This is a genomic window from Bacillus xiapuensis, from assembly GCF_002797355.1.
In the GTDB taxonomy this organism is placed as follows: Bacteria; Bacillota; Bacilli; order Bacillales; family Domibacillaceae; genus Bacillus_CE; species Bacillus_CE xiapuensis.
This window is the reverse complement of sequence record NZ_KZ454939.1, coordinates 788,687-802,283: the sequence shown is the minus strand read 5'-3', so window position 1 is coordinate 802,283 and position 13,597 is coordinate 788,687. Positions and strand designations below refer to the sequence as shown.

Sequence of the window (13,597 nt, the reverse complement as noted above, 5' to 3'; positions counted from 1 at the left end):
AATGGGCTTTCGAAGCTCCCCGTGAAAAAAACGTTGAGTTAAGTAGCGAGCAGGCGTATACCATGCGTTAAATGGCTGAAGAGGTCCGGCTTTCCGGACAACTTAGGGTGGCACCGCGGATACAACCATTCGTCCCTACTTGCATGGGATGGGTGGTTTTTTTATGTTTATTTTCAAAAATAACTAGTACAAGGAGAGTATACCAACATGAAAACTATTTTTTCCGGCATTCAGCCGAGCGGAACGATTACATTGGGAAATTATATTGGAGCCCTGAAGCAATTTACAGAATTGCAGGAGAACCATAACTGTTACTTCTGCATCGTCGATCAGCATGCGATTACCGTACCGCAGGATCGCCTGCAGCTGCGCAAGAACATTCGAAGCTTAGCAGCCCTTTATCTTGCTGTCGGAATTGATCCTCATAAAGCAACCTTATTCATTCAATCTGAAGTGCCTGCGCATGCCCAAGCCGGATGGATGCTTCAGTGTGTCGCCTATATCGGCGAATTAGAGCGAATGACACAATTTAAAGATAAATCAGCCGGAAGGGAAGCCGTTTCTGCCGGATTGCTGACTTATCCGCCGCTTATGGCCGCGGATATCTTGCTCTATAATACTGATCTCGTGCCTGTAGGGGAAGATCAGAAACAGCATATGGAATTAACTCGTGACTTAGCAGAGCGTTTTAACCGGAAATACAACGATATCTTCACCATTCCTGACGTCCGCATTCCGAAGTCTGGTGCGCGCATCATGTCCCTTCAAGATCCGCATAAGAAGATGAGTAAATCCGATGCTAATCAAAAGGCGTTTATTGCTTTATTAGATGAGCCTAAACAAATCGAAAAGAAAATTAAAAGCGCCGTAACGGATTCTGAGGGTGTCGTAGTATATGATAAGGAGAATAAACCTGGTGTTTCCAACTTACTTTCCATTTACTCTGTCTTGGAGGGAAGCTCTATTCAAGAGCTTGAGCAGCGCTACGAAGGGAAAGGGTATGGAGACTTTAAAGCGGACTTGGCCAATGTCGTGATCCGGCATCTGGAGCCGATTCAAAAACGCTATTATGAATTGGTGAACTCAGAAGAACTTGACCGCATTCTGGATGAGGGAGCAGAAAAAGCCAATCAAGTTGCCGGCAAAATGCTGAAAAAAATGGAGAACGCGATGGGACTCGGCAGAAAAAGAAAATAATCTTTTTTAAGTCTATCCGGCCGTTTGCAGCCGGATGGGCTTTTCATTTCACGGGACCCAACGGACATTAGAGGATGACCAGAAAAGGATGGTTCAGCCCAAAAGTGAAAAAACGAACACCCAGGAATGCTGTCAAATCAGCATTCCTGGGTGTTTAATTTGTCTTCTCATTAGTCGAAGGAGGCATTTTCAAACATCCTCCAATTGATTAATGATTGCTCGACTGATTAATTTTAGAAGCGGTTTCAACTTCCCATAGTTTCTCAAAAAAAGCATGTCCTTTCACAAGATTTTTACATAAACGGTAATGCTGCGCCGTCCAGCCGAGCATCACTTCTTCATGAAAGGATTGCTTGACCTCGTTTGTGGTCATCGCCTGAATTTCACGGTATTTACCAGGTGCCCATTCCGTGTACCAATAGCGGATTTCCGCTGAATTTCTTGAAGAAAATAATTGATCTAATGCCATAAACAGCAGTTGTTTCAGCTGCCTTTCCTTTCTGGTTAACCCCGTCATGCTATACGGATGAAGCGAGAGAATATGATATTCTTTCTCTTCCATTTCTACTTCAAAATCGTATTCATTAATGGGATGAACGTCAAACATTTCATGCACTAATTGCTCTTGCCTCGGAACGAGCCGGCTTTTGCGCACTGGAATCGTATAGCCCATCGTATCAACAGCGAGCACTCCTTTTCCGTCCGTCGCCACAAAACAGTGCTCGAGCTGAACCCGCTCATGGTTTTTGCGCAGAAAGGCTTTTTTTCTGACATCTTCCAGCAGCTGCTTCGGCAAGTCGGCTAATTGATTTTCAATATAATTAAATAAAGGCTCTTTCATTAAAATGACCGGTGCTTGATCTAATAATTCCACGGCATCTTCTTTCCGCCATTCGTGAAAATGACAAACATTATAGCCATTCTCCTCCCCTTCAAACCAGTTCACCCAGACATCATGAAGATATAACATAATAAACCTCCTCACTTCTTCATCCATTTGTCTTAAAGTATGGGCAAAACACAGTTAATTTATTCCTGCTGTGTTCATATTTTCTTACTTACTTGGATAGTAGATGGAAACAGCCATCAACACAAAACCAGCGGCTAATAAATAGCATTCCGATCTAGAAGTAATAAACCCGATATATTCACCCAGCGACATCCCGGTGGTTAATAAATTTAAATACATAATACAGCTGACGCCCCCAAGAACGGCCAAACCAAATCCAACTAAAAAAACAGTCAGTCGAATAGCCATTTTCTACTTCCTTTTCTGTTTTTTGAATTGCAGTTGCTTGTCCTATATATGTATGAATAAATTGTCCAAACATACCAAAAAGAAGCCGGACTCATCTAGCCTGATGAGTCCGGCTTCCCTTCGCGCTATGCTTTAAACTTTCGAAAAACGATGGTAGCGTTGTGTCCGCCGAATCCTAAAGAGTTGCTGATAGCTGCGTTGATTTCTCTTTTCTTCGATTCATTCGGCGTGTAATCCAGATCACATTCCGCATCCGGCGTTTCATAGTGAATGGTAGGCGGAACCATGCTCTTTTGAATCGCCAGCACAGTGAAGATCGCTTCTACACCGCCGGCTGCTCCCAGCAAATGGCCTGTCATCGACTTGGTAGAACTGATGGACAGATTCTGCGCATGATCGCCAAAGACCTGCTTAATAGCCATTGTTTCAAACTTATCATTATAGGGGGTGCTAGTACCATGAGCGTTAATATAGTCGATCTCTTCCGGCTTAAGTCCGCCGTCTTCAATCGCCAGATTCATCGCTCTTGCTCCGCCTTCGCCCCCTGGAGCAGGAGCCGTAATATGATGGGCATCTCCGGTAGCGCCGTAGCCGACGATTTCTGCATAAATTTTCGCGCCCCGCTTCTGGGCATGTTCTAATTCTTCCAGAACTAATAAGCCGGCTCCCTCTCCCATCACAAATCCATCTCTGTTCGCATCGAATGGACGGCTGGCTTGATTCGGATCAGGATTAGTGGATAGGGCTGTGTTGGCACTGAATCCCGCCATGGACATTTGCGTAATCGGCGCCTCGCTTCCGCCGGTGATCATCGCATCCGCATCTCCGCGCTGGATGACTTTAAAGGCATCTCCGATTGAATTAGTTCCCGTAGCACAAGCGGTAACAGTACATGAATTTACGCCTTTTGCCCCAAGAAAAATCGATACCTGTCCGGCTGCCATATCCGGAATCATCATGGGAACAAAGAATGGGCTTACCCGGCGGTACCCCCTTTTCATAAACGTTTGAAATTGCTTTTCAAATGTTTCCATGCCGCCGATGCCGGAACCAATCCATACACCAACCCGGTCTGCATTGGATTCATTGATGGTTAAGTTCGCATCCTCCACAGCCATTTGCGCAGCGGCTACAGCATATTGGGTGAAGCGGTCCATTTTTCGGGCATCCTTTTTATCCATATACTGCTCCGGATTAAAATCCGTGATTTCCCCGGCTACCTTCGCCGGATAGTCATCTGCATTGACCCGCGTCAGCGGCTTGACTCCATTATATCCGCTGAGAATATTAGCCCATGCTTCTGCCAATGTGTTTCCCACAGGTGAAATAATGCCAAGTCCTGTAACAACTACTCTGCGTTTTCCCATATTTCCACTCCTTATCTGTTCTTCCACTTTTTATCGTCCCCATCTCATGGCGATGGCGCCCCAGGTCAAACCGCCGCCAAATCCTACCATGATCAGCAGGTCACCGTCTTTTATATTTCCAGCTTCCAGCTCCTCCACGATCGTTAAAGGAATCGAAGCTGCCGACGTATTGCCGAATTTATTAATCGTAACAGACATTTTGTCTTCCGATAGCTCCAGCCGCTGGCGAGCCGCCTCCATAATGCGAATGTTCGCTTGATGAGGGAGCAAGAAATCGACGTCTTCTTTATTTAGCCCTGCTTTCTCAAGCACGTGAATACAAGATTCACCCATTTGGCGGACGGCAAATTTGAATACTTCGCGGCCGTTCATTTTGACGTATTGATCCTGGTATAAATGCTTGCCGCCCGTGCCGTCCGCTCCCAGTTCAAAGGATAGAATTCCTCGTCCCTCTGATACAGGGCCAAGAACGGCTGCCCCCGCTCCATCACCGAACAAAACAGCGGTGTTGCGGTCGTTCCAGTCCAATATTTTGGACAGCTTCTCTACGCCTACAACCAGCACATGCTGATAGGCGCCTGTTTCAATAAATTGCTTGCCGGTGACCAGTCCGTACATAAATCCGGAGCAGGCTGCGCTAATGTCCATAGCCGCCGCTTTCTTGGCTCCTATTTCCTCCTGAATCATACATGCAACGGATGGAAACGGACGATCCGGCGTCACAGTTGCCACCAAAATAAGATCAAGATCTTCCGGTGAAATACCGGCATGCTCCATCGCTTTTTTGGCTGCTTTTACTCCCATATCCGATGTATCCTCGTTATCTGCTGCCAGTCTTCTTTCTTCAATGCCGGTCCGCGTGCGGATCCATTCATCGGATGTATCCATCTTTTTTTCTAAATCAAAATTGGTCAATACCTTTTCAGGCACGTAGCGACCTATTCCTATAATTCCTGCATTCATAAGGTTTTCCCTTCTTTCAACCCTTTATTTATTCATATGACATCATATATTAAGACTTGGTACTAATTTTACTGAAAACACCGGAATTTTGCAATAGCCGGATTCAGCCCTCCCCAAAGAGGTTAAAAGGAAAGGCCAGCCGGTTGCATCGGGCTGGCCTTTCCTTATTTTTCTTCCATCGCATCTTTTTTGCCGAGTTCATAAGCTTCATTCATGACAGTAAGAAACAGTCCCATAAAGGGTTCCATCATGTCAAGAGAAAACTCGATATTCGCTTCTTTTAATTTCTCCTGCGCTTCGGGCAAATGCTTCATTGCGATTTGCATAAATTCTAAGTTTTTGCTTTCATTCATGGTGATTCCTCCGATCCCTTCGTTGGCAGTTTTCCCGTTTCTGTGTACACAGCCATATCTTTGTTTATTTTTTTGATAAAATCCTCATCTAATTTCGGGCTGAATTCACTTAAAGAAATGACCCCATCCGCAAAATCAAAATGAATGTTTCCTGACTTTAACTTGCCTTTAACAAAGCGCTCTGCGACGAGCAAATATAATTTATCGACATGTTGAATGGTGCTGGTCAGCACCGTATCTTTGCCGAAATCCGATTGATCGGAGACATAGCCGATGGCAGCCAGGTTTCTGGATTTCAGCCGCTCGATCACAGGTACATTATACCCGTCTCCCGCCGGATAAACAACATCCGCTTTCTGAGCGATTATCCTCTCCAAAAGCTTCAGCGCTTTATCGCTGTCATCCCAGTTGTCAACAAATTCTGAAACCACTTTGATGTCAGGCCGCTGATATTTCGCTCCTTCTACAAATCCCTTGACTTCAGGCTGCCATTTAAAGGTCGCTAATATGCCAATGGTTCCTGTTTTAGAAGCTTCCGCTGCTGTCATCCCGCCAAAGAACCCCATCGCATGAGCCTCGAATTTCAAGCTGGTTGTGTTTTTTTCTTTAGCGTTTCCATTAAAGCTGACAAAATGGATGTTCGGATATTCAGGCGCAATTTTATTAAAATATTCCGCATACTCATGGCCATGCCCAAAAATGAGCGTGACCCCTTTATTGGCGAACTCTTCCACCGACCGCTCCACCAGCGCCTGCGAATCAATTCTTTCTTTGTAAAAAACCTCTGTTCCGTATTGGGACTGAATCTTCATCATGCCTTTATACCCATTCGTTCCCCATACTTGGTCATTAATGGTCTTCGTAATCAGCAATCCGACTTTTTCTAGTTCTTTTTCTTCACTGTCTTTTGTGCACCCTGCAGCACCTATTGCCAATAAGATACTGAGTGTGATGATCAAGATTTTTCTCATCATATGCTTTACTGCTCCTTTTGCATGTGGTACCACACCTCTCTTTATCTTACTTCCATTTGCTCAGAAGAAAAAGAAAATCTTTAAATTTCCGCCAATAAAGTGACTCTTCAAACAATGGGAGTTCCTTCATCCCCCTTTTGTAAAGAAGAACCCGAATCGGGAATGCAGGGTACCGTGAGACTTTTGTCTCCCTGCTCCATTCTGGAAGGGACCGCCTTACCGCGCCTTCCATGCGGGATAAAAATTAACCCATCCGCAAAATATATCTTTGTTAAGCCTCATTTTATGTGCTAAGATTGAGGTTGTTGTACATACTTTTTCAGCTAAAGGAGGATATACGGTGCGAATTATTATGACTTTCTTTTGGACTTTTTTATTAACTGAAATGCTGGCCTATGTGGTAGGCTCTATGAACGGAGCCGAGTTCGACTGGTTCGCAGGTCTAATCATTTCAGTCATTACGACAATTCTTCTTCTTGCTGTAGCCGCACTGACCCCGAATGATGCGGTAGAACAGCATTAATTCCCCATAGAGTGAGAAACAGGGAAGATCCTGTGCAAAAAAACAATTGAGCCTGAGTCGGTTCCATGCCGATCTCAGGCTCTTTTATTGGTCGAAAGTTTGTGCTGCATCCGCTTTTTATGCTCGTATGGGCTAAGTAAGCTATGGTGTTGCCAAAGCAAAGAAAGTCTGCACCCGGACGCCCGTACATTCTGACATTCAGGTGCGGTTTGTTTAGCGAATGACTAGCTCACCTTGCTCTACATCTATAACCGCCTCTTGATTTGGCCCAATCTGACCGGCAATAAGGGCTCTTGCAAGTTTGGTTTCAACTTGGTGCTGAATAAAGCGTTTGAGAGGACGGGCCCCATAAACCGGATCAAACCCTTCCGCCGCAATGAATTCCTTAGCTGCTTCTGTTACGGACAATTTGATTTGCTGATCTTCAAGCCGCTTACTTAAATCATGGAGCATTTTATCCGCAATACTTTTCATATTATGGAGATTCAGCGGCTTAAATAAAATAACATCGTCCACGCGATTCAAAAATTCTGGCCGGAAATGCTGGCGCAGCTGCTGAAGCACCTTTTCTTTCGTTTCTTCCTGAATTTCTTCCTCATTTTCTTTTCTCTCCAGCAAATAGTCCGAACCGATATTGGAAGTCATAATAACGACTGTATTTTTACAGTCTACTGTTCTTCCTTGCGAATCGGTGATCCGGCCATCATCCAGCATTTGCAGAAGGATATTAAAGACTTCCGGATGCGCTTTTTCAATCTCATCGAGGAGCACAACAGAGTATGGCTTTCTCCGCAGCGCTTCCGTCAGCTGGCCGCCTTCTTCAAATCCGACATAACCAGGAGGTGCGCCGATTAACCGGGAGACCGCATGCTTCTCCATGTACTCAGACATATCTATCCGGATCATTTGCTCTTCACTGTCAAACAAGGTGCTGGCCAGCGTTTTCGCCAATTCGGTTTTCCCCACTCCGGTAGGACCTAAGAAGATAAAGGAGCCAATCGGCCGGCTGGGATCTTTTATCCCCGCCCGGGCGCGCAGCACAGCATCGCTGACGAGCTGCACAGCCTCATCTTGTCCGATGACCCGCTGATGCATGATGCTCTCAAGCCGCAGCAATTTCTCCCTTTCTCCTTCTAGAAGCTTCGTCACTGGAATACCGGTCCAGCGAGCAACGATCGCAGATATTTCTTCTTCCGTTACTTCTTCTCTTAATAAACGACTTTCGCTGTTTTGGGCTGCCGCCATATCCTGCTCCAGCTCTTGCAGCTCCTTTTCTACAGCTGGAATTCTGCCGTGGCGCAATTCCGCGGCTTTATTTAAATCGTAGCGGTTTTCCGCATCCTCCAATTCCCTTCTTAATCTTTCCAGGCTCTCTCTTTTTTCTTGAACGCGGTGGATCGCCTCTTTCTCCGACTCCCATCGAGCCCGCATTTCATTGGCTTTTTCTTTTAAGTTGACGAGCTCTTCCTGCAGCTGCTCCAGCCGCTCCTTGCTCGCTTGGTCCGTTTCCTTCTGAAGAGCCGCTTCTTCAATTTCCAGCTGCATAACTCTCCGGGTGACTTCGTCCAGCTCGCTCGGCATAGAATCGATTTCTGTCCGGATCATCGCACAAGCTTCATCCACTAAATCAATGGCTTTGTCCGGCAAGAAGCGCTCCGTAATATAGCGGTTAGATAAGGCAGCTGCCGCAACAATGGCCCGGTCATGGATATTGACGCCGTGATGAATTTCAAAGCGTTCTTTCAAGCCGCGCAAAATGGAAATGGTATCTTCAACGGTCGGCTCCTGAACAAGCACTTGCTGAAAACGGCGTTCAAGAGCAGGATCTTTTTCAATATATTTGCGGTGCTCCTCCAGCGTTGTAGCGCCGATACAGTGAAGCTCGCCTCTGGCCAGCATCGGCTTAAGCATATTTCCTGCATCCATCGCTCCCTCTGTTTTGCCGGCGCCCACGATCGTATGAATTTCGTCAATAAATAATAGAATCCGGCCATCGCTCTTTTTCACTTCATTTAAGACCGCTTTTAGTCTTTCTTCAAATTCTCCTCGGAATTTAGCACCTGCAATTAAAGAGCTCATATCCAACGCAAAAATCGTTTTATCCTTTAAACCATCCGGCACATCTTTGCGAACAATCCGCTGAGCCAGCCCTTCCACAATCGCTGTTTTTCCTACGCCCGGTTCCCCGATCAGCACCGGATTGTTTTTCGTTTTTCGAGAAAGAATCCTGATGACGTTACGGATTTCCTGATCGCGGCCAATCACCGGATCCAGCTTTCCTGAGCGGACTTCCTCCACTAAATCACGGCCGTATTTAGTCAGTGCTTCATAGCTTGCTTCCGGCTGCTGTGATGTCACTTTTTGATTCCCCCTTATCTTATCAATCGCCTGTTTCAGCTTGTCTTTCGTCAAGTGTTCCTTTGCCAGAAATGATTTCATATCCGCATCGTGGGCCTCGGCCAGCGAGAGCGCAACATGTTCAACAGATAAGTAGTCATCTCCCCATTGCTGCTTCATCTCGTTAGCCTTGTTTAAAACGGTCTGAAGCGCAGCGGACAAAAAGGCGCCATATTGTATGCTTTCCCCGCTTACGATTGGCTTTTTTTCCAATTCACTTGCGAGAAAAGCCTTCCAGCGTTCGGCGCTGCTTCCCGCCTGCTCAATGATTCTAACCAGTAAACTATCAGGAGGGGTAAGGAGTGCTGACAGAAAATGAACGAGATCAATTTCTGTATGATGCTGCTCTTGCGCCAGCTTTTGAGCATCTGCTAATCCTTGCTGCATGGAATAAGTCATTTGATTAATATCCAATCATCCTTCACCTCTTCTTGACCTTTTTTGACCTTTGTTTCATTATATTTCTTTTTTCAGTCTATTGTAAAGTATTATGCGAAAAAGCAGAAATCGGAAAGCTTCTTGACGGAAAAATAAGAAATTCGTCTCTTTAGCTGTTTATTGCCAATTATGTTACATTATAAAAGTCAAATATTTGCTGGAGGACAGTTATGATGGAAGAAGCTTATTTATTATTAAAATATTTACTTTTAGGAATGTTTCAAGGCTTTACTGAACCAATCCCGATTTCATCAAGCGGACATCTGCAGATTGCAAAACATTTTTTCGGTATAGAAATTAAAGGACTGACATTTGAGCTGATGGTGAATACTGCTTCTCTGCTGGCTGTGTTGGTTATTTATCGTTCAGATATTTTTCGGCTTGCTGTCAGCGGTTTAGGATACATGAGAACGAAAAACCCCGCAGACCGTTCGGAGTTTATGTTTATCGTTTACTTAATCATTGCCACGATTCCTGCTGGTGTGATCGGGGTCGTTTTTGGAGACTTCATTGAAGATCAATTATCCTCTGTGCGCACCGTAGCCATCACCTTAATAATCACCGGAATCGCCTTGTGGGCCATTCGCAATTTGCGCGGGCGAAAAAATGACGGCGATATGCGGCTGAAGGATGCTATCATCATCGGCTTCGCTCAAGCGATTGCCCTCATCCCAGGAATCAGCCGCTCCGGCGCAACGATCGTCGCCGCTATGGGACTTGGCATGAGGCAGGAGACAGCTTTGCGTTTTTCTTTCCTGCTGTTTATTCCCGTTAGTGTCGGCGGAGCAATCTTAAGTATTTCTGATATCCTGAATGATCCGAACATTCAGCAGCTGGCGGTTCCTTATTTATTGGCTTTTATTGGTTCTTTCGTGATGTCTTACTTTTCTTTAAAGTGGTTTATGAACATCATGGCTCAAGGGAATTTAAAATACTTTGCGATCTATTGTTTTATTGTCGGACCTCTCATTCTTATTTTTTTGTAAACAATCCATGAAACCATCCGCCGTTCCCGCCGGAAATTTCTGAAAAAAGCTACTTCTTGAGGCTGGCTTGTTATTTACTTTTTTTACTATTAAAATAGTATTATTCTATATTTTAAAAAGGAGAGTACTATGTCTACATTCCCGACCCTTGCAGATCAGTTGTTGGCACTGTTTGAGGAAGAAAACACCATAAAGCTCTTCCGAAAAGGAGACCACCTCTTCCAAGAAGGAACAGAGGCGCGAGAAATTTACTTTCTGTTAAGCGGCAAGGTTCAAGTTAGCAAAGTCGTGCCAGACGGCAGGGAATTAGCTTTACGCATCAGCGGAAAAGGCGATGTTATCTCCGAATTCAACTTGTTTGAAAAAAGCTCTCTCTACCTGGCCAATGCCAAAATTATAGAAAGCGGGGAAGCAATGGTCATTGCGAAGAAACGGTTTGAAGAAAAACTCGCATCCAAGCCGGAAGTGATGCTGAGTTGGTTTCAGCGCACACAGCTAGACAATCAAAAAACCCAATCTAAATTGCGCGATTTGATTTTGCACGGCAAAAAAGGCGGCGTGTATTCCACGCTGATTCGGTTAAGCAATACATTTGGCCGCCGGGCGGAAGACGGCATTCATATAGACGTTTCATTGACCAATCAAGAAATTGCTAATTTATGCGGCACTTCCCGGGAAGTGGTGAACCGGATGTTCAGCGATTTGCGCAAAAAGCAAATTATCTCTACTAAGAAAGGCAGCTTAATTATTCACGACCTTGATTATTTAAAGAATGAAATTAATTGTGACAACTGTCCGATCGACATTTGTCAAACTGACTAAAAAAGGATGACGCGTTCAGATGCGTCATCCTTTTTGAGAGGGATCTCTCCAGCCGCTTTCAGGTATTATTGAATGCCTAAAGCGATCTTGGCATAACGGGACATTCTTTCTTTAGACCACGGCGGACTCCAAACGATATTCACTTCCACATCTTTCACTTCAGGAATGCCTGCAAGAGCAGCTTTCACTTGATCGACAATCACCCCGGCAAGCGGACAGCCCATGGCTGTTAAAGTCATCGTAATGATCGTCTTCCCTTCATCCGTCATGTCAATATCATAAACTAAGCCAAGGTTGACAATGTCAATGCCCAGCTCAGGATCAATGACTTGCTCAAGAGCTCCCATAATATTTTCTTTTAAATCCTGATCCATCTTGCTCACTCCTTTCTACTTTTCACTATTCTTATCATAACAAAAGTACAAACATTTTATCACCTACTCTGCCTAAATGCCAAATAGGGATGAAAATAAGATAAATGCCCGCGCTCTATTGGACATATACTTTTCTTACAGATTACACTAAAGAAGTAAAAAAATCACTGAAAATGAGGTGCCGTTCGATGACGGAAAAACATTTAATTGTTTTGGATTTAGATGGGACATTGCTGACAGATGAGAAAAACATCTCCCAGCGGACAAAGAACACGCTGAAACGGGCGATGGAGCAAGGCCATGAAATCATGATTGCCACAGGCCGCCCCTTTCGCTCAAGCGAGCTTTATTATCGTGAGCTTGGCTTGACCACACCAATTGTAAACTTTAACGGGGCGTTTGTTCATCATCCGCTCGACAAGAGCTGGGGAATGTATCACGAACCGATGGATGTTCAAACAGCCATCGAAATTGTCGAGGCCTGCCATCATGATCATTTTCACAACATCGTCGCAGAGGTGAAAGACAATGTCTACTTTCATTATCATGATCAGCGGCTGATCGATGTATTTAGCATGGGCAACCCGGCCGTAACGACAGGCGATTTGCGACGCGTGCTATCGGAGCATCCAACTTGTCTGCTGATTCATGCCCAAGAAGAAAAGGTGGCCGGCATCCGTGATCACCTTACTTCCGTTCATACCGAAGTGATTGATCACAGACGCTGGGCAGCACCGTGGCACGTGATTGAAATTGTTAAAAGCGGTTTAAACAAAGCCGTCGGCATCCAGCGCATCGCCGCTGATCTGCACATTCCGAAAGAGCGGATTATCGCCTTCGGGGATGAGGATAATGATTTAGAAATGATCGAATACGCGGGAGTTGGGGTGGCTATGGGCAATGCCATCAGTCCGCTGAAAAACATCGCCAATGAAACGACATTAACGAATCAGGAGGATGGAGTCGCTATCTTTCTGGAAGATAGGCTAAGCCTGGGCGCGCGTATTTCTTAGCCCCATCGTCACAAGCAAGCTATTCTCTTCTGAAAAAACCGTAGATTCTTGTTGTTTCGACAACATTTGTAAAGGCGGAAGGATCGACTTCTTTCAAGATTCTTTCCAGATTAAATAATTCATAGCGCGTGATGACGACCATCAGCATTTCCCGCTGCTGGCCGGAGAAAGCTCCTTTCGCCGGCAACACTGTGATCCCGCGTTCCAGCTTTTCGTAAATGGCGTTCTTTAACTCTTCGGTTTTGCTCGTAATAATCATCGCAGTCAGCTTTGTATGACGGGTGTGAACCGCATCGACAACCCGTGTCGTTGCATAGAGGGCTACCAGCGTGTATAAAGCTTTTTCCCAGCCAAACAACTGACCTGCTGTCAAGATAATTACCGAATTCATAATAAAAAAGTAATTTCCGATCGGCCGGTCCTTCATACGCGACAGGATCATGGCAATAATATCAAGCCCGCCTGTGGATGCCCCCCACTTTAATGTTAAACCGATTCCCACGGCAGCAATTACGCCGCCGAAAACAGCATTGAGCAGGATGTCCTCTGACAAAGGCTTCACCGGAATGATCGTAAGAAAAAATGAGGTAATCATGACGGACAGGAAGCTGTAAACGGTGAAGGACTTTCCTACTTTTCTCCAGCCAAGAATAATGACGGGAATATTTAACAGTACAAGCAGCAAGCCAGTTGACAGCTGCAGCGGGGTATAAGTTGAAACGATGGTCGAAATCAGCTGAGCTAATCCAGTAAAACCGCTGGCATATACATTAGCGGGGATTAAAAACAGGTTCATCGCCGCAGCGCTTAAAAACGCACCAATGATTACGATTATTGCTTTTTTGATTTGCATATAAATAGACGGCTGTTCCATGTAATCTCCTCCTTTTACAAGCTGAGGGCCTATTCCATTGTTATTTTTCGTGTGACCA

The 13,597-nt window shown here is 45.2% G+C and carries 14 protein-coding genes and 1 other annotated feature (1 of these 15 only partly in view); of the genes, 5 read left to right on the top strand and 9 right to left on the bottom strand.

Going from position 1 to position 13,597, the window contains the following annotated elements:
• Positions 1 to 140, top strand: a binding site (T-box leader); it begins 87 nt to the left of the window's first position.
• A 67-nt stretch (positions 141 to 207) separates the two neighbouring features.
• Positions 208 to 1,197 carry a tryptophan--tRNA ligase gene (gene trpS, locus CEF20_RS04035; RefSeq protein WP_100330582.1) on the top strand — a complete coding sequence of 330 codons (990 nt, stop codon included), beginning with the start codon at positions 208 to 210 and terminating at the stop codon, positions 1,195 to 1,197.
• A gap of 208 nt (positions 1,198 to 1,405) precedes the next feature.
• Here the strand turns inward: trpS and CEF20_RS04030 are convergent, their stop codons facing one another.
• The 6 genes from CEF20_RS04030 to CEF20_RS04005 all read right to left on the bottom strand — a co-directional run bounded on the left by CEF20_RS04030 (position 1,406) and on the right by CEF20_RS04005 (position 6,112).
• A complete protein-coding gene (locus CEF20_RS04030; protein WP_100330581.1) occupies positions 1,406 to 2,167 on the bottom strand; it encodes a YjbA family protein in 762 nt (253 codons plus the stop codon).
• Positions 2,168 to 2,251: 84 nt separating this feature from the next.
• Positions 2,252 to 2,455, bottom strand: a complete 204-nt coding sequence (locus tag CEF20_RS04025) for a YuzI family membrane protein (protein WP_100330580.1) — start codon at positions 2,453 to 2,455, stop codon at positions 2,252 to 2,254.
• Positions 2,456 to 2,580: 125 nt separating this feature from the next.
• Positions 2,581 to 3,822 carry a beta-ketoacyl-ACP synthase II gene (gene fabF, locus CEF20_RS04020; protein WP_100330579.1) on the bottom strand — a complete coding sequence of 414 codons (1,242 nt, stop codon included), beginning with the start codon at positions 3,820 to 3,822 and terminating at the stop codon, positions 2,581 to 2,583.
• Between the two features lie 30 nt (positions 3,823 to 3,852).
• Entirely contained in the window at positions 3,853 to 4,785 is a 933-nt protein-coding gene (locus CEF20_RS04015) for a beta-ketoacyl-ACP synthase III (RefSeq protein ID WP_100330578.1), read from the bottom strand.
• A 164-nt stretch (positions 4,786 to 4,949) separates the two neighbouring features.
• Positions 4,950 to 5,138, bottom strand: coding sequence for a ComZ family protein (locus CEF20_RS04010; RefSeq protein WP_100330577.1), 189 nt, complete (start codon positions 5,136 to 5,138; stop codon positions 4,950 to 4,952).
• Entirely contained in the window at positions 5,135 to 6,112 is a 978-nt protein-coding gene (locus CEF20_RS04005) for a BMP family ABC transporter substrate-binding protein (protein WP_100330576.1), read from the bottom strand. Before CEF20_RS04005 ends, CEF20_RS04010 begins: the two co-directional genes overlap by 4 nt.
• A gap of 340 nt (positions 6,113 to 6,452) precedes the next feature.
• Between CEF20_RS04005 and CEF20_RS04000 the strand changes: the two genes are divergently transcribed.
• Positions 6,453 to 6,635, top strand: coding sequence for a YjzD family protein (locus tag CEF20_RS04000; RefSeq protein WP_100330575.1), 183 nt, complete (start codon positions 6,453 to 6,455; stop codon positions 6,633 to 6,635).
• Between the two features lie 213 nt (positions 6,636 to 6,848).
• On the opposite strand, the gene clpB is transcribed toward CEF20_RS04000, so the two are convergent.
• The gene (gene clpB, locus CEF20_RS03995; protein WP_100330574.1) at positions 6,849 to 9,446 is read right to left on the bottom strand and encodes an ATP-dependent chaperone ClpB; all 2,598 of its coding nucleotides are present in this window, start codon (positions 9,444 to 9,446) and stop codon (positions 6,849 to 6,851) included.
• Positions 9,447 to 9,643: 197 nt separating this feature from the next.
• On the opposite strand from clpB, the gene CEF20_RS03990 reads away from it, so the two are divergent.
• Together CEF20_RS03990 and CEF20_RS03985 are read left to right on the top strand one after the other, a co-directional pair.
• A complete protein-coding gene (locus CEF20_RS03990; protein ID WP_100331993.1) occupies positions 9,644 to 10,456 on the top strand; it encodes an undecaprenyl-diphosphate phosphatase in 813 nt (270 codons plus the stop codon).
• Positions 10,457 to 10,585: 129 nt separating this feature from the next.
• The gene (locus CEF20_RS03985; RefSeq protein ID WP_100330573.1) at positions 10,586 to 11,278 is read left to right on the top strand and encodes a Crp/Fnr family transcriptional regulator; all 693 of its coding nucleotides are present in this window, start codon (positions 10,586 to 10,588) and stop codon (positions 11,276 to 11,278) included.
• Positions 11,279 to 11,343: 65 nt separating this feature from the next.
• Here the strand turns inward: CEF20_RS03985 and CEF20_RS03980 are convergent, their stop codons facing one another.
• On the bottom strand, positions 11,344 to 11,652 hold the full coding sequence (locus CEF20_RS03980) for a metal-sulfur cluster assembly factor (RefSeq protein ID WP_100330572.1): 309 nt from the start codon (positions 11,650 to 11,652) through the stop codon (positions 11,344 to 11,346).
• A 188-nt stretch (positions 11,653 to 11,840) separates the two neighbouring features.
• Here CEF20_RS03980 and CEF20_RS03975 point away from each other — a divergent pair, with 188 nt between their 5' ends.
• A complete protein-coding gene (locus CEF20_RS03975; protein WP_100330571.1) occupies positions 11,841 to 12,665 on the top strand; it encodes a Cof-type HAD-IIB family hydrolase in 825 nt (274 codons plus the stop codon).
• Between the two features lie 19 nt (positions 12,666 to 12,684).
• Here the strand turns inward: CEF20_RS03975 and CEF20_RS03970 are convergent, their stop codons facing one another.
• A complete protein-coding gene (locus CEF20_RS03970) occupies positions 12,685 to 13,539 on the bottom strand; it encodes a YitT family protein (RefSeq protein ID WP_100330570.1) in 855 nt (284 codons plus the stop codon).
• Positions 13,540 to 13,597 lie beyond the last annotated feature (58 nt).